General features: G+C 32.6%; 24 protein-coding genes and 1 tRNA gene. 21 read left to right on the top strand and 4 right to left on the bottom strand.

Annotated features, from left to right (window positions below):
- Window positions 1–74 precede the first annotated feature (74 nt).
- Together ACN5J3_RS01930 and ACN5J3_RS01925 are read left to right on the top strand one after the other, a co-directional pair.
- Window positions 75–1316 (top strand): hypothetical protein, encoded by a 1242-nt coding sequence (locus ACN5J3_RS01930; RefSeq protein ID WP_418510575.1) that lies wholly within the window; start codon window positions 75–77, stop codon window positions 1314–1316.
- Between the two features lie 2 nt (window positions 1317–1318).
- The gene (locus ACN5J3_RS01925; protein WP_418510574.1) at window positions 1319–2407 is read left to right on the top strand and encodes a serine hydrolase domain-containing protein; all 1089 of its coding nucleotides are present in this window, start codon (window positions 1319–1321) and stop codon (window positions 2405–2407) included.
- A 216-nt stretch (window positions 2408–2623) separates the two neighbouring features.
- Here ACN5J3_RS01925 and ACN5J3_RS01920 read toward each other — a convergent pair.
- Window positions 2624–2705, bottom strand: a tRNA-Leu gene (locus ACN5J3_RS01920).
- A 153-nt stretch (window positions 2706–2858) separates the two neighbouring features.
- Between ACN5J3_RS01920 and ACN5J3_RS01915 the strand changes: the two genes are divergently transcribed.
- From ACN5J3_RS01915 to ACN5J3_RS01825, 19 genes are all read left to right on the top strand, one after another.
- Window positions 2859–3800: a ribose-phosphate pyrophosphokinase gene (locus ACN5J3_RS01915; protein ID WP_344727488.1), complete on the top strand. Its 942-nt coding sequence runs from the start codon at window positions 2859–2861 to the stop codon at window positions 3798–3800.
- Between the two features lie 23 nt (window positions 3801–3823).
- On the top strand, window positions 3824–4459 hold the full coding sequence (locus ACN5J3_RS01910) for a 50S ribosomal protein L25/general stress protein Ctc (RefSeq protein WP_418510573.1): 636 nt from the start codon (window positions 3824–3826) through the stop codon (window positions 4457–4459).
- An 80-nt stretch (window positions 4460–4539) separates the two neighbouring features.
- The gene (pth, locus tag ACN5J3_RS01905) at window positions 4540–5175 is read left to right on the top strand and encodes an aminoacyl-tRNA hydrolase (protein ID WP_418510572.1); all 636 of its coding nucleotides are present in this window, start codon (window positions 4540–4542) and stop codon (window positions 5173–5175) included.
- 259 nt (window positions 5176–5434) lie between these two features.
- Complete coding sequence (locus ACN5J3_RS01900) at window positions 5435–7501, top strand: M43 family zinc metalloprotease (RefSeq protein ID WP_418510570.1); 2067 nt, start codon at window positions 5435–5437, stop codon at window positions 7499–7501.
- A gap of 82 nt (window positions 7502–7583) precedes the next feature.
- Entirely contained in the window at window positions 7584–8522 is a 939-nt protein-coding gene (locus tag ACN5J3_RS01895) for a bifunctional riboflavin kinase/FAD synthetase (protein ID WP_418510569.1), read from the top strand.
- A complete protein-coding gene (locus ACN5J3_RS01890) occupies window positions 8509–9843 on the top strand; it encodes an HTTM domain-containing protein (protein ID WP_418510568.1) in 1335 nt (444 codons plus the stop codon). The genes ACN5J3_RS01895 and ACN5J3_RS01890 overlap by 14 nt, the downstream gene beginning before the upstream one ends.
- 64 nt (window positions 9844–9907) lie before the next feature.
- On the top strand, window positions 9908–11179 hold the full coding sequence (serS, locus tag ACN5J3_RS01885) for a serine--tRNA ligase (RefSeq protein WP_418510567.1): 1272 nt from the start codon (window positions 9908–9910) through the stop codon (window positions 11177–11179).
- 144 nt (window positions 11180–11323) lie between these two features.
- The gene (locus ACN5J3_RS01880; protein ID WP_418508988.1) at window positions 11324–11452 is read left to right on the top strand and encodes a hypothetical protein; all 129 of its coding nucleotides are present in this window, start codon (window positions 11324–11326) and stop codon (window positions 11450–11452) included.
- 165 nt (window positions 11453–11617) lie between these two features.
- Window positions 11618–13396 (top strand): tetratricopeptide repeat protein, encoded by a 1779-nt coding sequence (locus ACN5J3_RS01875; protein ID WP_418510566.1) that lies wholly within the window; start codon window positions 11618–11620, stop codon window positions 13394–13396.
- A gap of 44 nt (window positions 13397–13440) precedes the next feature.
- Window positions 13441–13764, top strand: coding sequence for a DUF4286 family protein (locus tag ACN5J3_RS01870; protein WP_418510565.1), 324 nt, complete (start codon window positions 13441–13443; stop codon window positions 13762–13764).
- A gap of 5 nt (window positions 13765–13769) precedes the next feature.
- Window positions 13770–14546, top strand: a complete 777-nt coding sequence (rsmA, locus tag ACN5J3_RS01865) for a 16S rRNA (adenine(1518)-N(6)/adenine(1519)-N(6))-dimethyltransferase RsmA (RefSeq protein WP_418510564.1) — start codon at window positions 13770–13772, stop codon at window positions 14544–14546.
- Between the two features lie 21 nt (window positions 14547–14567).
- Window positions 14568–15941 (top strand): magnesium transporter, encoded by a 1374-nt coding sequence (gene mgtE / locus ACN5J3_RS01860; RefSeq protein ID WP_417290704.1) that lies wholly within the window; start codon window positions 14568–14570, stop codon window positions 15939–15941.
- A 122-nt stretch (window positions 15942–16063) separates the two neighbouring features.
- Window positions 16064–16999 (top strand): 2-hydroxyacid dehydrogenase, encoded by a 936-nt coding sequence (locus ACN5J3_RS01855; RefSeq protein ID WP_418510563.1) that lies wholly within the window; start codon window positions 16064–16066, stop codon window positions 16997–16999.
- Window positions 17000–17008: 9 nt separating this feature from the next.
- On the top strand, window positions 17009–17419 hold the full coding sequence (locus ACN5J3_RS01850) for a response regulator transcription factor (RefSeq protein WP_418510562.1): 411 nt from the start codon (window positions 17009–17011) through the stop codon (window positions 17417–17419).
- Between the two features lie 108 nt (window positions 17420–17527).
- On the top strand, window positions 17528–17899 hold the full coding sequence (locus ACN5J3_RS01845) for a VOC family protein (protein ID WP_418510822.1): 372 nt from the start codon (window positions 17528–17530) through the stop codon (window positions 17897–17899).
- Between the two features lie 34 nt (window positions 17900–17933).
- Entirely contained in the window at window positions 17934–18443 is a 510-nt protein-coding gene (locus ACN5J3_RS01840) for a DUF4199 domain-containing protein (RefSeq protein WP_418508982.1), read from the top strand.
- A 6-nt stretch (window positions 18444–18449) separates the two neighbouring features.
- The gene (locus ACN5J3_RS01835; protein WP_131508720.1) at window positions 18450–18908 is read left to right on the top strand and encodes a DUF1801 domain-containing protein; all 459 of its coding nucleotides are present in this window, start codon (window positions 18450–18452) and stop codon (window positions 18906–18908) included.
- Between the two features lies 1 nt (window position 18909).
- The gene (locus ACN5J3_RS01830) at window positions 18910–19296 is read left to right on the top strand and encodes a VOC family protein (RefSeq protein ID WP_418510561.1); all 387 of its coding nucleotides are present in this window, start codon (window positions 18910–18912) and stop codon (window positions 19294–19296) included.
- Between the two features lie 55 nt (window positions 19297–19351).
- Entirely contained in the window at window positions 19352–19816 is a 465-nt protein-coding gene (locus tag ACN5J3_RS01825) for a hypothetical protein (RefSeq protein ID WP_418508979.1), read from the top strand.
- Window positions 19817–19934: 118 nt separating this feature from the next.
- Here the strand turns inward: ACN5J3_RS01825 and ACN5J3_RS01820 are convergent, their stop codons facing one another.
- From ACN5J3_RS01820 to ACN5J3_RS01810, 3 genes are read right to left on the bottom strand one after another with little or no spacing between them, the layout of a single operon-like run.
- Window positions 19935–21767: a GNAT family N-acyltransferase gene (locus ACN5J3_RS01820; RefSeq protein WP_418510560.1), complete on the bottom strand. Its 1833-nt coding sequence runs from the start codon at window positions 21765–21767 to the stop codon at window positions 19935–19937.
- 22 nt (window positions 21768–21789) lie between these two features.
- Window positions 21790–23040 carry an aspartate kinase gene (locus ACN5J3_RS01815; RefSeq protein WP_418508978.1) on the bottom strand — a complete coding sequence of 417 codons (1251 nt, stop codon included), beginning with the start codon at window positions 23038–23040 and terminating at the stop codon, window positions 21790–21792.
- A complete protein-coding gene (locus tag ACN5J3_RS01810; protein WP_418508977.1) occupies window positions 23040–23519 on the bottom strand; it encodes an N-acetyltransferase family protein in 480 nt (159 codons plus the stop codon). Before ACN5J3_RS01810 ends, ACN5J3_RS01815 begins: the two co-directional genes overlap by 1 nt.
- Between the last annotated feature and the right edge of the window lie 69 nt (window positions 23520–23588).

Below are 23588 nucleotides of genomic sequence, written 5' to 3'. Positions count from 1 at the left end.
TGTTAGCTCAATATTTATCATGCTTCTTGGTTACTTCTAATGATATTTGACTAAAATTTAAATTATTATTAGTCATGAAAAAATTACTGTTGCTGTTTTTGCTTATTGCAGGTAAAACGACTCTAGCATCAAATTCATTAAATAACACCAGAGTAGTTTATTATTCTACTGTTGAGTTTGCTGAAACACCACTATCAGAAATTAAGGGTAGCATCCCATTACATAAAGATATTGCCATTAAACGAAACCACTATAGGTTTGAGTATGATGAATTAAACAGATTAAAGACCATCTCATTTTTTAATGGTAAGGAACCACAACATCCTAACCACACAGCTAACCTATTTACTTTGGCTCATAGAATGGAGTTTACCTATGCCAATAAAAGTGAACACATTAATTTTTTTGATATTAGAGGAAACCCTGTTGATGTGTTGGATAATGTACATCGCTTTACTTATAAATTAAATGAATTGGGATACCGAAGCCAGCTCATCTTCTTTAATGAGAATCATGAGCAAGTTGAAAATGGATGGAACATATTTGAGTATAATTGGGCATATCATTCTGATGGCTCTATAATAGAAACAAGAGTTAATAAAAACGGCGACGAGGTTGCCATAAGACCAGGCTTTGAGTTTTATAGGTTGCATTTGTTTTTCAATATAAAAGGGCATATCGCATTAATGCAGCAAATTGATGCTAATGGGAATATGATAGAAAACGAGTCTGGTGCAGCACAAGATAACATTACAACAAATGCCTATGGTAATTTTATAAAATGGGAAGTTTTAGATAAAAATCATCAATTAGAAAAAGGTAATGGACCAGATATTGCCATAGGAATCCAGACGTTCAATGAATTTGGCTATGAAACAGGTTTGGAGCATAGAGACGAAAACAATAAATTGGTGTATAGTGCTTATGGAATATGCATTAGTAAAACCCAGTTTGATGCTTTTGGAAATATTAAAGAAAGGAGATTTTATGGCCCAGACAGTAAACCCGCTAATCATGAATTTGCAGGTTATCATAGCCTTAAGATACAATGGGATGCTACAGGAAATAGAAGAACTAGTTTAACCTATTATGGATTGGACGGACAACCTACCTTGCATAAATCTAGAGGTTATCACAAGGTGACATATGAATACACAAAGAAAGGCTTATTAAAGAAAATACGGTATTTAGATATCAATTTGAATCTAGTTAACAGAATGGATAATGGTGTTGCCCAAATAGTTTATGACTATAATAAAAAAGGTAAACTGGTATCCACCGAAAGATTCAATACTAAACATCAAAAAGTAAATTGAAAATGCTTAACATAAAAATAATTCTTCTTCAATATTTTTTATTGTTTGCTTTTAATGCATTTTCACAAAGCAACCAAAAATTACTTGAACATGAACTGGATAGCTTGTTGTACCAATACCATAGTATTAAACAATTAAATGGGGTTGTTCTGGTAGCAAAACAAGGAAAAGTATTATATCAAAAATCGTTTGGTAAAGCAGATATAAGTAAAGCAATTGATAACACTCTTGAAACTAAATTTTCAATAGGTTCTTTAACAAAGTCGTTTACGGCAATTGCCGTGATGCAGTTACATGAAAGAGGACTTTTAAATTTACATAAGCCTATTAAAACCTATATACCAGAGTTAAACGCTACCGTTGGAAAACTAACACTCCATCAACTCATGAAAAATGCTTCAGGGTTACCTGTACACCTCAACAGAATAACGGACCTTGAATATAGAGATATCACCTCTGAAGAACTCATAGAGCTATATAATAACAAAGCTACATTGGCTTTTGAGCCAGAAACAGAATACAGTTATTCTAACCTCAATTACCAATTGGCTTCAGTAGTTGTAGAAAAGGTATCTGGATTGTCTTATAAAGCCTATTTAAAGCAGCATGTTTTTGACCCAATTAACATGAAAAACAGTGGTGTGGAAAGAACATTTGATTATCCAAAAGATAAAGCAAAAGGGTACGATGTGAATGATGGTAAACTTGTAAAATCTGAACGAAATTATATGGCTTATGCTAAAGGAGGAGGTGATGTTTATACTACAGCAAAAGATCTTTTAAAATGGGATCAGGCATTATATTCAGATAAGTTAGTGTCAAATAATTCAAAACTCTTGTTATTTAATGGAACTCTTGAAGACTATGGTGGTTATGGTTACGGATTTAAAATCAAATACTATAATAGACATTCAACTTCTAAAGGTAAAATTGTGAGACATGGTGGGTCAATGTATGGGTATATATGTAATATCAATAGGTATTTAGACGATCAAGTGACCATTATCATACTAGGAAATATTAGACCATCCCCTATTATGGAAATTAATAAGGTAATTGAAAACAAACTTTTTAATCATAGCTTCATCTAGTTAGGCTTGATTAACAAAACTGTTTAACCTTTCATACAGACCATAAAATCCATACTCACTTCCATACTCGCTCCTATACTCACTTTTGAAATCAGCAGAACATATTTTTGCCTTTTTTACATCTTTTCTTACAGAATAAGAATATTTTTTGTTACTTTCGTGTTACTAATAAAAACAAAAAAGCCTGAAAAACAGTTGTTTAACAGGCTTATTATGTACTCAAGGTGGGAATCGAACCCACACTCCCGAAAGAACTGGATTTTGAATCCAGCGCGTCTACCAATTCCGCCACTTGAGCTAATTCTAAAAACGGGATTGCAAAATTATAAAATAAATAGCTACAAACAATCAAAATAGTCTCTTTTATCTTTTAGCAGTTAAAATAAATTTCTAAATTTGCACCTTGTTAAACAAGAATGAATATAATTCATTATTAAACGATAGATTAACAATGCCTAATTTAAATACCGAAGCTAAAATTTTCGCTTGCGCTCAAAGTAAAGTACTTGGAGAAAAAATTGCCGCAAATTTTGGAGAGAGTTTAGGAAATGTTATTACTTCAACATATAGTGATGGCGAATTTCAACCATCTTATGAAGAATCTATTAGAGGGACACGAATATTTATAATCGGATCAACTCATCCTGGACCAGAGCATTTAATGGAAATGCTTTTAATGATAGATGCTGCAAAACGCGCATCTGCAAGGCACATAACAGCCGTATTGCCTTACTTTGGTTGGGCCAGACAAGACCGAAAAGATAAACCTAGAGTTCCTATAGCTGCAAAATTAGTAGCTAAAATGCTTGAAACAGCTGGAGCAACTAGAATTATAACCATGGATTTACACGCAGATCAAATTCAAGGATTTTTTGAAAAACCAGTAGATCATTTATTTGCATCTACAATTTTCTTACCTTATTTGAGAAGCTTAAACCTTGACAACCTAACAATAGCGTCACCAGACATGGGAGGTTCAAAAAGAGCCTACGCATATTCAAAAGCACTAGAAAGTGATGTTGTTATTTGCTACAAGCAACGCGCTAAAGCAAATGTTATCTCTCATATGGAGCTTATAGGTGATGTTACTGGAAAAAATGTTGTTTTGGTAGATGATATGGTTGACACAGCTGGCACACTAACAAAAGCTGCCGACTTAATGATGGATCGTGGTGCAAAAAGCGTAAGAGCCATTTGTACACACCCAATATTATCTGGCAACGCATATGAAAAACTTGAAAACTCTAAGTTAGAAGAATTGATCGTTACTGATTCAATTCCTTTAAAACAAGAAAGCAAAAAAATTAGAGTATTAAGTTGTGCTGAACTATTTGCTGATGTTATGTATAACGTACATTACAACAAGTCAATTAGTTCTAAATTTATAATGTAATTAATAATTAATATAAACAAAGAATGAAATCAATTACAATTAACGGATCTAAAAGAGAAAGCGTAGGCAAAAAGTCAACAAAAGCCTTACGTAATGCTGGACAGGTACCTTGCGTATTATACGGAGGTGATAAGCCATTGCATTTCTCTGCAGATGAAATAGCATTCTCAAAACTGGTTTATACGCCTAACGCGCATACAGTTGTGATTGCTTTAGACAATGGTGAAACACTTAATGCTATCATGCAAGACATTCAGTTTCACCCAGTAACAGACAGCATTTTACACATAGACTTCTATGAGTTAAATGACGAAAAACCTATTACTATGGAGGTTCCTGTACACTTTATTGGAAACTCTAGAGGTGTTAAAGCTGGTGGTGTTTTACGTAAAAACTCACGTCGTTTAAGAGTAAAAGCTTTACCTAAAAACTTACCTGATTTTATTGAAGTAGATATTACTCCTTTAAAAATTGGTGATAAGTTATATGTAACTGCTTTAGAAAACGAAGCTTACAAAATAATGCATACTGATAGCACTGTTGTTTGTCAAATAAAACGTGCAAGAGCAGCTATGGCTTTAGCAGCACTTGAAGACGATGAAGACGAAGATGAAGAAACAGAACAAACTTCAGCTGAAGCAACTGATGCTCAAGAATAGTAAAAACTAATCTAGTTTATTTAAAAAGCATTCTGATTCTATTTCAGAATGCTTTTTTTATTTTTACACAAACTACTAAAATGTGTAAATTTCTATACCGTTTATTTAAAAAGCAGACAACATCTACTTTAATTAATGAAACAAATTCTATGAAAAAATTTTTAATCGTCGGACTTGGTAACATAGGAGAGAAATACGCAAATACCAGACATAATATTGGTTTTAAAATTCTTGATCATTTAGCACAAAAAGAAACACTTACTTTTGAAACTCAAAAATTAGGAGATATAACCACCTACAAATTCAAAGGAAGAACATTTATCTTGCTAAAACCAAGCACTTATATGAACTTAAGTGGTAAAGCTGTACAATATTGGCTTACTAAAGAAAAAATACCATTAGAAAACTTACTTGTCATCACAGATGATTTAAATCTTCCTTTTGGTAGTATTCGATTAAAAACTAAAGGAAGTGATGGTGGCCACAATGGATTAAAAGATATTCAAGATAAACTACAAACAAACAAGTACAACAGATTTAGGTTTGGTATAAGTAATGAGTTTAGTAAAGGCAAACAGGTTGACTACGTATTAGGAGACTGGAATGAAGATGAATCGCTTAAACTACCTGAAAGATTAAATACCTCCGTTGAGCTTATAAAATCTTTTGGAACAGCAGGCGTAAACAACACTATGAATTCATTTAATGGTAAGTAAAAAAAAGGAAACTCCAATGAGAGTTTTCTAAATTATTTTTTTTAATCTAAATAACTCATTACAAAAAACTTAATTCACCTTAACATACAAACAACAAGCTTGAATTTTAATTTAAATGTTTAATTTTAGTATATAAATCTATAAAAAGAAGAACCAACAATATATTTTATACATTTTTAATTGTATTTTTTAAATTATGTTTAGTTTTTAACTTATTATTTCTATATTTTTATAATCTTATAACACATTTTAATAGATTATGAAAAAAACTACTTTCTCAATTAGAATGCTTCTTTGGCTTTTATGTATACCGAGCTTTTTAATTGCACAACAAAAAAACTCTCAAAATCCTGAAAAGTGTTTTACAGACACATACAACGCTAGACTTTTAGGAGAGCACCCAAACATGATGGGTTCTGAAACATTTAGACAGCAATTAAACACGAAAATTGAACAAATGAACAACTCTTCAGAGCGAAGAATTGTTATTTCAATTCCTCTAGTTGTTCATGTATTACATAACGGTGAAGCTTTAGGAACTGGCCCTAACATTTCTGATGCCCAAGTTATTTCTCAAATTACGGTTATGAATCAGGATTTTAGAATGATGATGGGAACACCTGGAGAAAGCACAGAAGGTGGTGTTGATGTTGAAGTTGAGTTTGTATTAGCTCAACGCACACCTGATGGATGCCCTACAAATGGTATAAACCGTGTTAATATTTGTCAAGACGGAACTAATCAATCTGATGTACAATCATGGAAAGCACAAACTTCTTGGGATCCTAGCAAATATATGAATATGTGGTCTTCAAAATATGTTGGAGATTTAGATGGTATTTTAGGCTATGCTCAATTCCCTGGCGGTCCAGCAAGTACAGATGGCGTTAGTGCGGGTCACACATATTTTGGAAGTTCAGATTATGATGATGGCACATTTCAGTTAAGCCCTCCTTTTGATAGAGGAAGAACAATGACTCACGAAGTTGGTCATTATTTAGGTCTATATCACACATTTCAAGGTGGCTGTTTTGGAGCTGGTGATGAAATTGATGACACTCCTGCAGTTGACTCCCCTAACTATGGTTGTCCAACAGGTCACACCTCTTGCGGAACTCTTGACATGATTGAAAATTACATGGATTATACAGACGATATCTGTATGAATACTTTTACTAGCGGTCAAAAAACTAGAGTACAAGCTGTACTAGCTACATTTGCAAATCGCTCTACTCTTGCAGCATCAGATGGAGCTGACCCATTACCTGCAGTTAGTGTAGATGCTTCTGCTGAAATAGAAAGCACTAATATTTCTTGTGGTACTGAAGCAAACCCTGTAATAAGAATAACCAACTGGGGCACAAACACTCTTACAAGTGCCACAATTACATATGATATTGATGGTGGGACATCAGAAACATATAATTGGACTGGCTCATTAGCAGCTGGAAACTTTGAAACAATCACACTTCCTTCATTAGCATCTAGCCCAGGGTTACATGACTTAAACATATCTATCTCTGCTTCTGGTGATGCACGTGCTTGCAATAATAGCAGTAGCACTTGTTTTACTTTAACTGCTGAATCAGGAACTTGTGCTTCTGTTGCTAATACAACTTATGAAACTAGTACTGAAGGCGTTGTTATTAATGATGGCACAACAGATATCTTAAGCAATCTTAACACCGGAAAACCATCTGGCTATAGTGATTATACAGCAACAACAACAGACCTGATTAGAGAAGAGTCTTACGACTTAAGTGTTTATGTTAACACAGATGGTAATTACTTTGTAAGCACTTACGTGTGGATAGACTGGAATCAAAACTGTTCATTTGATGATAATGAGGAATATGACCTAGGTGTTACACAAAACGTTTCAAACGGTTTAGCATCAAATTCTCCACTAGAAATTACAGTTCCTTCAAATGCAACTTTAGGAAACACAATTATGCGTGTAACTACAATGTGGGCTGGTAATGCTGGTACTGAAACTCCAACTGCTTGTGATAATGGTCATGATGCTGAAGTTGAAGATTACACTATAAATGTATTAGGAAGCTTAAGCGTAGATGAGTTTTCTGTTAACAGCATTAGCTTATATCCTAACCCAACAACAAACGTGCTAAACATCTCTTTAGCTAATAAAAATGAGCTACCTGAAAACTATGCTGTTTATAACATGTTAGGTCAAGTTGTTCTTAAAAAACACATAACAAATGACTCTGACTTGTCAATAAACACATCAAGCTTCAGTAATGGAATGTATTTTATTAAAATAAACAAAGGAACTAGCCAAGTTTCTTTACCTTTTATAAAGAAATAAACCTTTTAAAAAGTAAACTTATAAAGAGGATTGAAACTTATTCAATCCTCTTTTTTATTTTTGTATCATCAATATTTGTAATTTGAAAATAATAAAATCTAAAAAAGAATCTTTTCATCAAGCAACTGCTATTACCATTGGCACCTTTGATGGTGTACATATTGGGCATCAAAAAATTATTTCCAGGTTAATTAATACTGCAAAAAAACAAGGTCTAGATGCTGTAATTCTAACGTTTTTTCCTCATCCTAGAGTGGTATTGCAAAAAGATACTAGTATAAAACTTATTAATACGTTAAATGAAAAAGCCGAGATTTTAGAAAATCTTGGTTTGGATATTTTATATGTAAAAGAGTTTACTCAAGAATTTTCCAGACTTACTGCTGAAGATTTTGTTTCTAAAATTCTAGTAAATCAATTAAACGTAAAAAAAATAATTATAGGTTATGATCATCATTTTGGAAGAAACAGAACAGCTAATATTGATGATTTAATTGCTTTTGGGAAACAATATAATTTTGAAGTTGAAGAAATTACAGCACAAGAAATCAATGATGTTTCTGTAAGCTCTACAAAAATTAGACAAGCATTACTGCAAGGAGATATTAAAACCGCAAATAGTTATTTAGGTTACCACTTTATGCTTAATGGTAGTGTTGTAAAAGGCAAAGGCCTTGGTCATACAATCGGTTTTCCTACGGCAAATATACAAATTGATGAAACCTACAAGCTTATACCAAAACATGGCGTATACGTTGTGTCATCTATCATAAATAACAAAACATATTATGGCATGATGAATATTGGTGTAAACCCGACAGTAAGTAATGATATTAAACAGTCTATTGAAGTACATTTTTTTAATTTTGACAATAGTATTTATGGAAATGCATTAACAATAAAACTCCTTCATAGACTTCGAGATGAAATAAAGTTTGAATCTGTTGATGCTTTAAAAGAACAACTAAAGAATGATGAAATATCATCAAAATTATATTTAGAAAACAATGAACCTAAATAATGTGTTATTTAAACATATAGACAATAGCCCTTTAATTATTTTCAGGATAATTTTTGGATTATTATGTTTTTTAGAATCGGTTGGGGCCATAGCAACTGGTTGGGTAAAACGCACATTAATAGATCCTCAATTTACATTTTCTTTTATTGGTTTTGAATGGCTACAACCATTACCTGAAAATTGGATGTATGCCTATTACCTTGTAATGGGTGTTTTTGGTTTTCTTATTATGCTTGGCTACAAATACAGAATGAGCACCATTATGTTTACGCTTATGTGGCTTGGCACCTATCTTATGCAGAAATCATCTTATAACAATCATTATTATTTACTGATTTTTTTAAGTGCTATCATGGTTTTTCAACCTGCAAATAAATATTTTTCTATTGATGCCAAACAAAACCCAAGTATAAAAAGTATATCTATGCCATATTGGTGTAGCTTACTGCTTATCATACAAATGTTTATTGTTTACACCTTCGGCTCAATTGCAAAAATATATCCAGATTGGCTTGATGGTACCGTCATGGAGCTTCTTATGAGAGGCAAACAAAACTATTACCTTATAGGCGATTTTTTACAGCAAACCTGGTTACGATACTTTTTGGCTTATGGCGGTATTCTTTTTGACGGACTAATAATTCCTTTATTACTTTTTAAACCCACAAGAAAATGGGCTTTTTATGCATCTATTTTCTTTCACCTGTTCAACTCTATTGTTTTTCAAGTTGGTATTTTCCCTTACCTATCACTTGCCTTTGCCTTATTCTTTTTTGAACCAAAAACTGTGAGAAACATTTTTTTGAAAAAGAAACCATTTTATAATAAAGGCGAAGTAATAATACCTGCATACCAAAAGCCTTTAATTATTATTGGTACCATATATTTCATCATTCAAATAGGGTTACCATTAAGACATCATTTTATAAAAGATAATGTTTTATGGACAGAAGAAGGCCACAGAATGTCTTGGCGCATGATGTTACGCACTAAGCATGGTATTGCTACATACAAAATTGTAAATAAAGAAACTCAAAAAGCTACAGTAGTAAACCTAGATGACTATCTTACAAAAAAACAACAACGACTAGCTAGCGCAAAACCTGATGTAATTTGGCAGTTTGCCCAACACTTAAAAAAAGAATATGCAAAAAAAGGAGACGATATTTCTGTATATGTAGATTCAAAAATTAGTGTAAACGGAAGACCTTACAAATCACTAACAGATCCTAAAGTAGATCTTGCTGCACAAAAATGGCTTACTTTTAAGCATAGTCCGTGGCTTTTACCGTCAAGTTTAGAAGAAAAAACATCTAATTAAACCCTTTTTTAAAGATTATATCTCTTTGTAATTGTTTAAATTTGTCGCTTAAATTTTTAAACGTATGTTACAAATTCCTTTTATTAGAGAAAACAAAGCATTGGTTATTGAGCGTTTAGCAAAACGAAATATTGATGCAACACAGTCTATCAACGACGTGATTACTTTAGATGAAGACAGACGTAATCTTCAAACACAGTTAGATACCCTTAAAGCAGAATCTAACAGTATCTCCAAAGAAATAGGAAATTTGTTCAAATCCGGGAAAGCACAAGAAGCAAATGCTTTAAAGGAGAAAACAACGCAAATAAAAGAAGAGACAAAACAACTTGAACAAGCTTTAAATGATAAAGCCGAAGCATTAAGTAATTTATTATACCAATTACCTAATGTACCTCATGAATCTGTTCCAGCTGGTAACACAGACGAAGACAACGAAGAGATTTTTAGAGAAGGTGACATTCCAACACTTGTTGATGGTGCATTACCGCATTGGGAATTAGCTAAAAAGTATGATATTATCGATTTTGAATTAGGTAATAAAATTACTGGAGCAGGATTTCCTGTATACAAAGGCAAAGGTGCAAGATTACAACGTGCACTTATTGCTTACTTTTTAGATAAAAACACAGCTGCAGGTTATACCGAATACCAGTTACCACATTTAGTAAATGAAGCTTCTGGATATGGCACCGGACAATTACCTGATAAAGAAGGACAAATGTATCACGTTACTGGTGATAACTTATATTTAATTCCAACTGCTGAAGTTCCTGGAACCAACCTTTTCAGAGACACGCTACTTAACGAGAGTGATTTACCAATTGGTATTACAGGTTATACACCATGTTTTCGTCGTGAAGCAGGTAGTTATGGCGCTCATGTTCGCGGATTAAATCGTTTACATCAATTTGATAAAGTTGAAATTTTACGTGTTGAGCACCCTGATAATTCTTACAAAGCGTTAGATGGTATGGTTTCTCATGTAAAAGAGATATTAAACGAATTAAAACTTCCATATAGAATTTTACGTCTTTGTGGTGGAGATTTAGGGTTTACATCTGCATTAACTTATGACTTTGAAGTATTCTCAACCGCACAAGACCGTTGGTTAGAAATTTCTTCAGTATCAAACTTTGAAACCTTTCAAGCGAATCGTTTAAAATTACGATTCAAAAACAGTGAAGGTAAAAACAAATTAGCGCATACACTAAATGGTAGCTCATTGGCTCTACCAAGAGTGCTTGCCGGAATATTAGAAAATTACCAAACAAAAGATGGTATAAAAGTTCCTGAAGTTTTAATTCCTTATACAGGATTTGATATGATAGATTAAGATTATTACTTCTGTAATATTATTCTTGTTTTATCGGTAAAACGCTAAAAATTAACGTTGTTTAACGATTTTTTAGCGTTTTTCTTTTTTTTATAAATATTTTTTTTGAAGTTCGTTATACCAAATCTAAAATGAAATCTAACATTGAAAAATCTGAAACGAATTTTTCTATTAATAACTGTAATTACTGTAGCAAGCATAGTGCTTTTTTCTGATTTAGACAAAGACGAAACTAAAAGCAATGCCTTATCTACTACAGCAGTTATAAAATAAAAATAGTCCCAATCGAGTAATTGAATCATGTTTTAACTTAACAGTGATTAATAGCACATTTATTTTGATTGGCAAAATGCCTGAATTAATATTCAGGCATTTTTTTTATAATAACATTTACATTTTCTACCCATAGCATTTGCTATATTTACACAAAGTTAAAATATGAGACTAGTTGTTTTTTTATGCTTTCTTTTAAGTTTTAATGCCTTTTCACAAGAAGACCTTGAAGCTAAAGAATATTATAAAAACGGAGAATTTGAAAAAGCACTTCTCTCCTATCAAAAGCTATACAAAAACAACCCTAACAGCAATTACTTTATTCAGTTAATAAAATCTCATCAACAACTTGAACATTATAATACGGTTGAAAATTTACTTCAAGAACGCTTAACAAAAATTAAAGATCCCAGACTATTTGTAGAATTAGGATATAATTTTAAGCTTAAAAACGATACCATTTCAGCCAATGTAAACTTTAATAAAGCGATAGATTTTATAAACCAAAACCCCAATTACGCTTACACTATAGGTCGTACTTTTGAAGACCACTCGCTACTTGAACAAGCTATTCAAGTTTATGAAAAAGGATTAGAATTAAGTCCTAATCCTAATTTCAAACTTCAACTTGCCAGAATTTATGGTGAGCAAGGACATATTGAAAAAATGTTTAAAAGCTATCTGGAATTTGTAGAAATTAATGAAAATGAAACTTATATAAACTCTATAAAAAGAGCTTTTAATGAATTTATTAGTGAGAATAGCGAAAACGAAAACAATATTATGCTTCGTAAAATTCTTCTAAAAAAAATTCAAGAAGAACCTAAACTACTTTGGAATGAAATGTTAAGCTGGTTGTTTATCCAACAGAAAGATTATAACAAAGCATTTGTTCAAGAAAAAGCTATTTTTAACAGACATCCAGAGTCTCTTGACAGAATAAACGAGCTGGCTTTAGTAGCTCTAAACGATAAAAACTATGACATTGCTCAAGATATTTACACCTATTTATCTGAAACAGCACAAGAGCTAGACACAAAACTAAACGCGCATTATAACTTATTACAAATTGAAACACAGCTAGCAACTTTAAAAGATTTAGATGCTATTGATACTAAATACCAAAACCTATTCAAAACCTACGGCAAGTTTTCTCAAACTTTACAACTACAAATAGCTTACGCTCATTTTTTAGCATTTAACAAACACCTACCTAAAGAAGCAACAACATTTCTGAAAGAAACCTTACAACTGCAACTTACAGTAATTCAAGAAGCCCAAGTAAAAATAGAACTTGCAGACATATTAGTCCTTCAAGAAAAATTTAATGAAGCTTTAATTTATTACACACAAATACAGCGTAGCTCAAAAAACAGTACTATTTCTCAAGAAGCAAGATATAAAGTTGCAAGAACAAGTTTTTTTAAAGGCGATTTTAAATGGGCAGAATCTCAACTTAAAGTCTTAAAAGCATCAACATCGCAGCTTATTGCAAATGATGCACTAGACTTGATGTTACTAATTACAGATAACAAATACGAAGACTCAACACAGTTAGGACTTAAACTCTATGCAAAAGCAGATTTAATGGATTTTCAAAACAAACCACAAGAAGCCATTACCTTATTAGAGGAAATTTTAACACAGCACAAAGGCAAAACAATAGAAGACCAAGCATTATTTAAACAAGCCCAACTTTTTGAAAAAAACAAACAATACGACAAAGCCATAAAAAACTACCGGGCTATCATCACAAATTTTAAAGATGATATTCTTGCTGATGATGCCTACTATTATCTTGCTGAACTTTATAACAACATCTTAAGCGATCCAGAAAAAGCCAAAGAAAATTACGAGCAAATAATCTTTAATCATCAAGACAGTATTTATTTTGTTGAAGCACGAAAAAAATTTAGAATGCTTCGCGGTGATGCTATTAACTAGTATAATTGTATTTTTGAGCCATAAAACATTAATGCGCTTAAAAAATGATTGTTTACAACGTAACTGCAAACATAGATGACAGCATTCATAACGAATGGTTAAACTGGATAAAAAACCACATTGCATTGGTTTTGGCAACAGGTCATTTTACTGAAGCTAAATTAACTCGTGTTTTAGTAGAAGAAGAAATGGGTGGCTTAACCTACTCTATTCAATATAGAGCAAAATCTCGTGAAGATTTAGATGCTTATTATAAAAACCATGCTGATGCTTTACGACAAGACGGACTAAAACGTTTTGCTGACAAAATGCTAGCCTTTAGAACCGAACTAGAAATAGTTGATGAATTTTCAGTAACTTTTAACTAACAACAATGTCTGTAAAAGCAAAAAAACATTTAGGTCAACACTTTTTAACCGATGAATCTATTGCCCAAAAAATTGCCGATAGCTTATCGCTTAAAGGTTATAAACACGTTTTAGAAATTGGCCCAGGAATGGGTGTGCTTACTAAATATTTGCTCAAAAAAGACATCACAACCCACGTTATTGAGATTGATACAGAATCGGTTGAGTATCTTAAAGCCAATTACCTAAATCTTGCTGATAGAGTTATAGAGCAAGACTTTTTAAAATACGATATCACAAAAGTTTTTGGCGAGCAGCCTTTTGCTATCATAGGCAATTACCCATATAATATTTCATCACAAATTGTATTTAAAACTTTAGAAATGCGTGACCAAATTCCAGAATTTTCTGGAATGTTTCAAAAAGAAGTTGCGCAACGTATTTGCTCTAAAGAAGGCAGTAAAGTATACGGTATTTTATCTGTTTTAACACAAGCATTTTACAATGCTGAATATTTATTTACAGTTCCACCTTCGGTGTTTAATCCACCACCAAAAGTAGATTCTGGTGTACTTTTATTAACAAGAAAAGAAAACTACACCTTACCATGTGACGAAACCTTATTTTTCAAGGTTGTAAAACAAGGATTTCAACAACGCCGAAAAACACTTCGTAACAGTTTAAAAACATTCAATTTGTCAGATAATTTAAAAGCAAATGCTATATTTGGCAAACGCCCAGAGCAATTAAGTGTTAGCGATTTTATCATGCTTACACAATTAATTGAAAACGATAATTCATAATTCTCTAAAAAAACATTCAATTTGTCTGAAGAAAAAGAAAACATACAATTTGAACTCACAGATGAGCTTATAGAACGCGTAGAGCTTCTTATAGAAGAACAAAACGATAAAGAACTCCGCAAGTTTTTAAGTGATTTTCATTATGCTGATGTCGCCGAAATTCTAGATGAATTAAATCTAGACGAAGCCATTTATGTCATAAAGTTATTAGATTCTGAAACCACTTCAGATATCTTAATGGAGCTTGATGAAGACAATCGTGAAAAAGTATTAGACCAATTATCTTCTAAAGAAATTGCTGAAGAAGTTGAAGAATTAGACACTGATGATGCTGCTGATATTATTGCTGAACTCTCTGAAGAACGACAGCTAGAAGTAATCTCTCAAATTGAAGACGAAGAACATAAAGCTGAAATTAGAGAACTTCTTGCCTATGACGAAGATACAGCTGGTGGACTCATGGCTAAAGAACTTGTAAAAGTTTATGAAACCTGGACTGTTGCTGGTTGTTTACGTCGTATTCGTGGTCAAGCAAAAGATGTAAAACGCGTACACTCTATTTACGTGGTTGACAAACAAGACAAACTTATTGGAAGACTTTCTTTAAAAGACTTAATTGTTGCTAAAAGCGATCAAAAAATTGCTGATATCTACATAAAAAGTGTTGACTATGTTACCGTTGATGAAGATGCAGAAGAAGTTGCAAGAGTCATGCAAAAGTATGACCTAGAAGCCATTCCTGTCATTGATGAAAACCAAACACTTTTAGGTCGTATTACCATTGACGATATTGTAGATGTTATTCGTGAAGAAGCTGATAAAGATTACCAAATGGCTGCCGGTATCTCTCAAGATGTAGACTCTGACGATAGCATCTGGAAACTTACCAAAGCCCGTTTACCTTGGTTACTCATAGGTGTATTTGGAGGTATTGGAGCTGCAAGTATCATTAGTGGTTTTAGTGAAGCTATGCTTAAATTTCCTGAATTACTTCTTTTTATACCACTTATACAAGCAACAGCTGGAAATGTTGGTGTACAGTCTTCAGCTATTGTAGTTCAAGGTCTTGCCAATGACACCATAGACGGCAACATTGTAAAACGTCTATTTAAAGAGTTTGGTCTCGGTTTAGTAAACGGTCTTGCCATTGCCTGTGTAGCCCTTGTAATTAGTCATTTTGGTTTTGGTACAACCTATCATGTATCTATAACTATTGGTGTTGCATTAATATCTGTAATTGTAATGGCGGCTCTTATAGGAACATTTATTCCTATTGTTTTAGATAAGCGAGGTATTGATCCAGCAGTTGCAACAGGTCCTTTCATCACAACAAGCAATGATGTATTTGGTATTTTAATTTACTTTTTAATAGCTAAACTTATTTTAGGATTTTAATTAGGGCGTTACCCTTTTGGGTCGCGCTTTTGCCAGTCGCTTTTTTTTAAAAAAGAGCTCCAACAATGGCGCAATCGCTAACGCAAAACTTCGTAATTTTACAAAGCAACAACCATTTCATTATGCAAATATTACATCTAGATACCAATCACGAGCTTCTCATTAATCAACTTAATGCATCAGGATTTACAAATCATGAAGATTACACGGCATCAAAAACTGATGTTGAAGCAAAAATTCATGAGTATGATGGTATTGTAATAAGAAGTCGTTTTACTATAGACAAGCAGTTTCTTGATGCTGCCACAAACTTAAAGTTTATAGGTCGTGTTGGTGCTGGTTTAGAAAACATAGATTGTGATTATGCCGAAAGCAAAGGCATTTATTTAATTTCAGCACCAGAAGGCAACCGCAATGCTGTTGGCGAACACGCTTTAGGAATGTTACTTTCCTTATTCAACAAGCTCAATAAAGCTGATAACGAAGTAAGACATGGTCAATGGTTACGTGAAGCTAACAGAGGCATTGAGCTAGATGGTAAAACTGTTGGGCTTATTGGTTATGGTAACATGGGAAAAGCCTTTGCTAAAAAACTTCGTGGGTTTGATGTTGAAGTTTTTTGCTATGATATAAAACCCAATGTTGGCGACAATAACTGTAAACAAGTGTCTCTTGAAACTTTACAAGAAAACGCTGATGTTTTAAGTTTACACACACCACAAACACCACTAACGCTCAATATGGTTAATGCTGATTTTATTAACGGGTTTCAAAAACCGTTTTGGCTCATTAATACAGCACGCGGAAAAAGTGTTGTCACTACCGATTTGGTTTCAGCTTTAAAAAGTGGTAAAATTTTAGGTGCAGGATTAGACGTTTTAGAATATGAAAAAGCCTCTTTTGAAAGCCTTTTTTCTTCTGATATGCCAGAGGCATTTCAATATATCATTCAAGCCGAAAATGTATTACTAACACCTCATGTAGCTGGTTGGACAGTTGAAAGCAAAGAAAAACTAGCGCAAACCATCGTTGATAAAATTAAAGCTAGATTTTGTTAACTTTCATCTATGAAAAAAACAATAGCTGTTTTTGCTGGTTTAATTTTTGCCTTGTTACTACTTTTTCAGGTTAGCAAATACGCTATCATATCTGGAAATGTAAACATAGAAATTGTAATTGCTGTTACTGCGATTGTTTTCCTAATTGTTGGTATTTACCTCAACAAAAAGAGCCTTCAAAAAGAAACCGTTGATACAACCGAAATTGATCACAATAAAATAAAAGAATTAGATATTACATCACGAGAATATCAAGTGCTTCAACATATTGCTCAAGGATTATCAAACAAAGAAATTGCCGAGACATTATTCCTATCAGAAAGCACTATAAAAACGCATGTGTCTAACTTATTGGTAAAACTAAATGCCAAAAGACGCACGCAAGCACTTCAAGTTGCAAAAGAACTTCAAATACTATAAAATTATGTATTTTAGACCAAAGTACTAACGGTTTGGTACTTTAGTATGAGTCGATTTTTAAAGGCTTCTCGTAGTTTTGTATTAATAATTAATCAATACCACACAATTATGGAATTAGGCGCATTTTCAATTAGTTTAAGCGTAAAAGACATTACTGTTTCAAAAGCATTTTATGAAAATTTAGGATTCACCGTTTTTGCTGGTGATTTAGAAAAAAACTACCTCATTATGAAAAATGGGAAGGCTTTAGTAGGCTTGTTTCAAGGTATGTTTGAAAACAACATACTTACCTTTAATCCTGGTTGGGACGAAAACGCAAAAACATTAGATACATTTACTGATATTAGGCAAATTCAGCAGCATTTAAAAAGTAAAAACATAGCGTTGCAAAGTGAAGCAGACGAGACAACTTCAGGGCCTGCAAGTTTGGTTGTAACCGATCCTGATGGTAATACCATATTAATTGATCAACATATTTAAAACCCGTTTTTAACTTATAAAACTAACTGACAATATGAAAAAAACTGTATTAAAATATGGAGGCTACGGACTTATAACTGCCGCTGTTTTATTCTTTCTAGCATTAACCTTTGGTAAAAACTTAAGCTATTCGGCCCAAGAAGTTATTGGTTATACGTCAATGATTGCATCATTATCATTTATATTTTTTGGGATAAAACACTATCGCGACAAAGTAAATAATGGTGCTGTAAGTTTTGGAAAAGCTTTGGTTATTGGCTTATTAATTTCAGCTTTAACAGGACTTGGAATTGCTATGGTAGATTACATTTATACAACCGTAATTAATCCTGATTTTGCTTCAGAATATTTAGAAGTCACTTTAAAAACTTATGAAAGCACTTACTCTGGTGCCGAACTAGAAGCTAAAAAAGCTGAACTCACACAACAAATGCAAGATTATGGTGGCTCTGGATTTATGGCTGCCTTAATGTTTGTAACCGTTGTATTAATTGGGTTTGTACTATCTTTAATATCTGCTTTAATTTTACAACGAAAAAAATAAATTATTATGCAATACAAAGCGTCATCTCCCGAAGATTATATAAGTCAAGTTCCAGAAGAACGTCAAGATGTTTTAAAAACATTACGCAAAACCATTAAGGCCAATTTACCAAAAGGCTTTGAAGAAGGTATTCAATATGGTATGATAGGCTATTATGTGCCACATAGCAAATATCCTGATGGTTACCATTGCACACCAGAAGAACCATTACCATTCATGAGTTTTGCTTCACAAAAAAATTCAATAAATCTTTACCATAGTGGTATTTATGCTGTACCAGAAATACACGATTGGTTTGTAAACGAATACCCAAAATACAGTAAGTACAAGCTAGACATGGGAAAAAGTTGCGTGCGTTTTAAGCGTATTAATGATATTCCAATGGAATTAATTGCTGAACTCTGCACAAAACTAACTCCAGATCAATGGATAGACATATACGAAACCAACCTTAAAAAGAAATAAAATGAAAAAACGCGTTACAGGCATTGGCGGATTGTTCTTTAAAACAAAAGATCCAAAAGCAACAAAAGACTGGTACAAAAAGCATTTAGGTTTTAACACCGATGATTATGGCTGCACCTTTTGGTGGAAAGATAAAGAAGGCAATGATTGCTCAACACAATGGAGTCCGTTTACTGAAGACACAGCCTATTATCAGCCTTCAAAAAAAGATTTTATGTTTAATTATCGCGTAGAAAATCTTGAAGAATTACTAAAAACATTAAAAGACGAAGGTGTTACCATTGTTGGAGAAATGGAAGAATACAGCTACGGAAAATTTGGTTGGATTATGGATAACGATGGCAACAAAATTGAACTTTGGGAACCTATTGATAAAGCTTTTTTGTAAACCAATATTTTTTTTTTTTAACTTTAGACTTCTAACCATATAAACAGATTTACAAATGTCAGATGAAAAAAATTTAAGCGACGATCTTAACGATATGTTAGACGACGCTAAAGATGGTGCAAAAAAAGCAGCAGACAAAGCAGAAGATACTGCTGATGGCGCTAAAGAAAAAGCAAAAGAATTTGCTAGCGAAGCAAAAGAAACTGCAAAAGAATTTTCTGATGGAGCCAAAGAAGCTTTTGGTAAAGCATCAGGAGATAACAAAAAACTATTAGCTGGTATTTTAGGTATCATTTTTGGAGGCTTAGGCGTTCATAAATTTATTCTTGGTTATAACAAAGAAGGAGGAATCCTTTTAGGTGTTTGGCTATTAGGAGCAATATTATCTTGTATAGGTATTGGTATTTTAATTGTTTGGATTCCTGGAGTTATAGGATTAATTGAAGGTATTATTTACCTAACAAAATCTGACGAAGAATTCTACAACACATACCAAGTGGGTAAAAAACCTTGGTTTTAATTATACCTTAAAATAAAAAAAGTCGCAAACACTGTTTGCGACTTTTTTTTAAACGATACCTGTTATTTCTTGATAGAAAAGATTAGAAATACAAAATAGCAACGCTATATATGTAAACTTACTCTTCTTCATTTTGCTCTGAAAGTTTTTGTTCTAATTCAGCTTGAAACTCTTCCATAACGGGTCTGACAGTACTCTCAGGTAAATCAGCAATTTTTATATACATCAAACCATCAACAGAGTTATTAAATAATGGATCTACATTAAATGCTACAAGCTTTGCATTTTGCTTGATGTATTTTTTAAGTAAAACTGGCAATCTTAAAGCTCCTGGTTCTACTTCATCAATAATTTTATCAAACTTGTTTAAATCTGCTTCTGTCTCATCAAAAACAAAGTCTTTATCGGCATCTTTTAGTTTTACTTTAAACTCTTTTTTAGGATGTACATACTGTGCTATGTAAGGATCATAATAATGAGATTTCATAAACTCTATCATAAGAGACTTTGAAAAGTTAGTAAACTGGTTACTAATACTAACGCCTCCTATTAAAAACTTGTGCTCTGGATACCTTAAGGTTGTATGCACAATACCTTTCCATAGTAAAAATAAAGGCATTGGTTTTTGCTGATATTCTTTAATGATAAAAGCGCGTCCCATTTCTATAGACTGGCTCATCATTTTATGTAATTCAGGCTCAAAACGAAATAAGTCTTGAAGGTAAAAACCATCTATACCAAAACGTTTAAATATTTCAGAGCCTAATCCCATTCTGTAAGCACCAGCTATAAGTTGTTGTTCACTATCCCATAAAAACATATGATGATAATAGGTATCAAAAGCGTCTAAATCTATGGCTTCATTAGTTCCTTCTCCCACTTCCCTAAAGGTTATTTCACGTAAACGACCTATTTCTCTTAATACATTAGGTATAACATTTGCTGGTGTTAAAAACACCTCGTAGTTTTTACTTTGTAGTAGTCTGTAATCACCATCTCTTGCTGCTTCAACCTCTTTATTCATAACAGCTTTATCTATTGGTGTTGCAATACGTTTAGGTGGTTTAGGCACTTTTAATGTTGACGAAATATTGCTTAAAAACTTCCCTTTTTCATCAAAAGAATTTGATAGCATATATGTTTTTCGCCTTAAAAACTCTGAAAACTCTGGTAAGGTTGCGTGTTCTTTTTGATCATTTACTGATATAGGTCTTCCTATTCTTACTTTAATAACACGTCGTTTTTGTGTAAGTAGTTCTGACGGAAGCTTGGCTGTTCTAAATGTATCGCTAATTTTGGATAGCTTATAAAACAACTGACTGTTCTTGGCATGGAAATATATAGGAACAACTGGAACTTCAGCTTTTTTTATTAATTTCATTGCTGCTTCTTCCCAAGGTTTATCAACTACTAATTTGCCATCTTTGTAAGTAGAGACTTCTCCTGCCGGAAAAACACCAAGCGGATGTCCTTCTTTTAAGTGAGAAATAGCACTTTTAAAACCTGAAACACTAGACTTTACATCTTTCCTGCTTTCAAAAGGGTTTACAGGCATTATATATGGCTTTAAAGGCTCTATTCTATGCAAAAGAAAGTTGGCTATAATTTTAAAGTCTTCGCGTTGCTCTAACATTAATTTTAGCAATAAAATGCCATCAATTCCACCTAGAGGATGGTTTGAAACTGTTATATAAGCACCATCTTTTGGTAAACGTTTTAAGTCTTCTTCAGGGATTTCAAATTTGATTTGAAATTCATTCAAAATACTATCTAAAAACTCTAATTTCTCTAAATGTTTATTTCTATTGTATATGTTATTAAGTGTCGATATTTTTAACACTTTCATAAGCATCCAACCAAAAAAAGTTCCTGCAATTCCGTACTTATCTAACTGTATGGCTTTTGCTACTTCTTTTGCGGTTACTAATCCTTTATCTTGAGGTTTGGTCATAATTGTAAATGTACTAAATGTTTTATTTAGTTACTATTTGCACTGTTTTTTGTGTCAGCTGCTTTAATAATACGTTTTTCCCGGTTTCTATCTGCTTTACAGAAGCGTCGTTGTAATGCCTAATGGTATAAAGCGATACATTTTCGTTACAGGTTACTCTAAATCTAGCTCTTAAATGCTGTAGTAATTTCTCAAGGTTTCTATACATATCGTCAACACAAACGGAAAAGCTAATAGCTGAATTCTGAATCATGTGTACTTTCATTTTGTATAAATGTAATAGATTAAAAATATCGCTAATATTCTCTTCTACAATATAAGAGAAGTCTAATGATGATAATGAAATTAACACTTGGCTTTTTTTCACTATAAAACAAGGAACTGCAGGCTCTATACCATAACCTTTGCATACTATTGTGCCTTCATTCTCTGGTTTTAAAAACGACTTTACCTTTAGCGGAATTTCTTTTTGTTGTAAAGGCTGTAATGTTTTAGGGTGAATTACTGATGCTCCATAAAAAGCAAGTTCTATCGCTTCTCTATATGAAATTGTGTTAAGTAACTGCGCGTTTTCAAAATATCTTGGATCGGCATTTAAAACACCTGGAACATCTTTCCATATGGTAACACTTTTTGCATTGAGACAATATGCAAAAATTGCAGCGGTATAATCACTTCCTTCTCGCCCAAGTGTTGTTGTAAAATTATTAGCATCACTTCCTAAAAACCCTTGAGTAATGTTTAAAACACCTGTGTTAAAGTTTGTTGCTATTTGAGCTTGAGTAAGCTCCCAGTTTACATGCGCGCTACGATAATAATTATCTGTTTTTATAAACTCCCTAACATCTAGCCAATAATTATTAAGACCAATATCATTCAGGTAACAACTTACAATCGTTGTAGATACAAGTTCTCCAAAGCAAATTGTTTGATCATAAACAAAATTATAGTCTGGAGATTTATTTCTATCAAAAAAAACTCCTAGCTCATCAAAAAGCGTCGCAACTTTTTTAAAGACTACATGCTGTTCATTATCAAATAAATCTAATAAAATAGCATTGTGGTATTTTTTTAAATCTTGAATTGAACTTTGAAGTTCAGCTTTATTATTAAAATAGTTATCTATAACTCCTTCTATAGCATTGGTGGTTTTTCCCATAGCAGAGATAACAACCAATGTGTTTTCATACCCAACTGTTTTTAATACAGTTGCCAAATTTTTTACTCCGTTAGCATCATTTATTGATGCACCTCCAAATTTAAATACTTGCATTATAGTTTTGATATATACGCTTTAATAGCATTTTCATCAAGTTGAACAACATCCCAATCTCTCATAACGTTGGCACCCTTTTTTTCATAAAAAGCTATTGCAGACTCATTCCAGTCTAGCACTTCCCAGCTTATTCTTTTCACGCCCAACTGATTCCCATATTTTACAACTTCATCAAGCAAAAGAGTTCCTAATCCTTGACCTCGCATATCTTGACTTACTATTAAATCTTCTAGATGTAAAACAGCGCCTTTCCAAGTAGAGAATCGCATATAAACCAACGCTATCCCTACTATTTTAGTGTGATACTCTGCAACAAAACAATGAAAAGATGGATTATTAGAAAAACCATAATTAACTAAATCATTTACAGTCACCTCAACAGCATCTGGTTCTTTTTCAAAAACTGCAAGTTCATTAATTAAGTTTAACACAGCAGGCATATCACCTTTTTCAGCGACTCTAATTGTAAAATTCATGAGAATTATTTTAATACCAAATATAACTTAAAGTAAGTGATTATCTATTATTAATCTTTGACGAAAACG

The organism is Corallibacter sp., assembly GCF_048381695.1.
Classification (GTDB): domain Bacteria; phylum Bacteroidota; class Bacteroidia; order Flavobacteriales; family Flavobacteriaceae; genus Corallibacter; species Corallibacter vietnamensis.
This window is presented reverse-complemented; position numbering and strand designations above follow the sequence as displayed.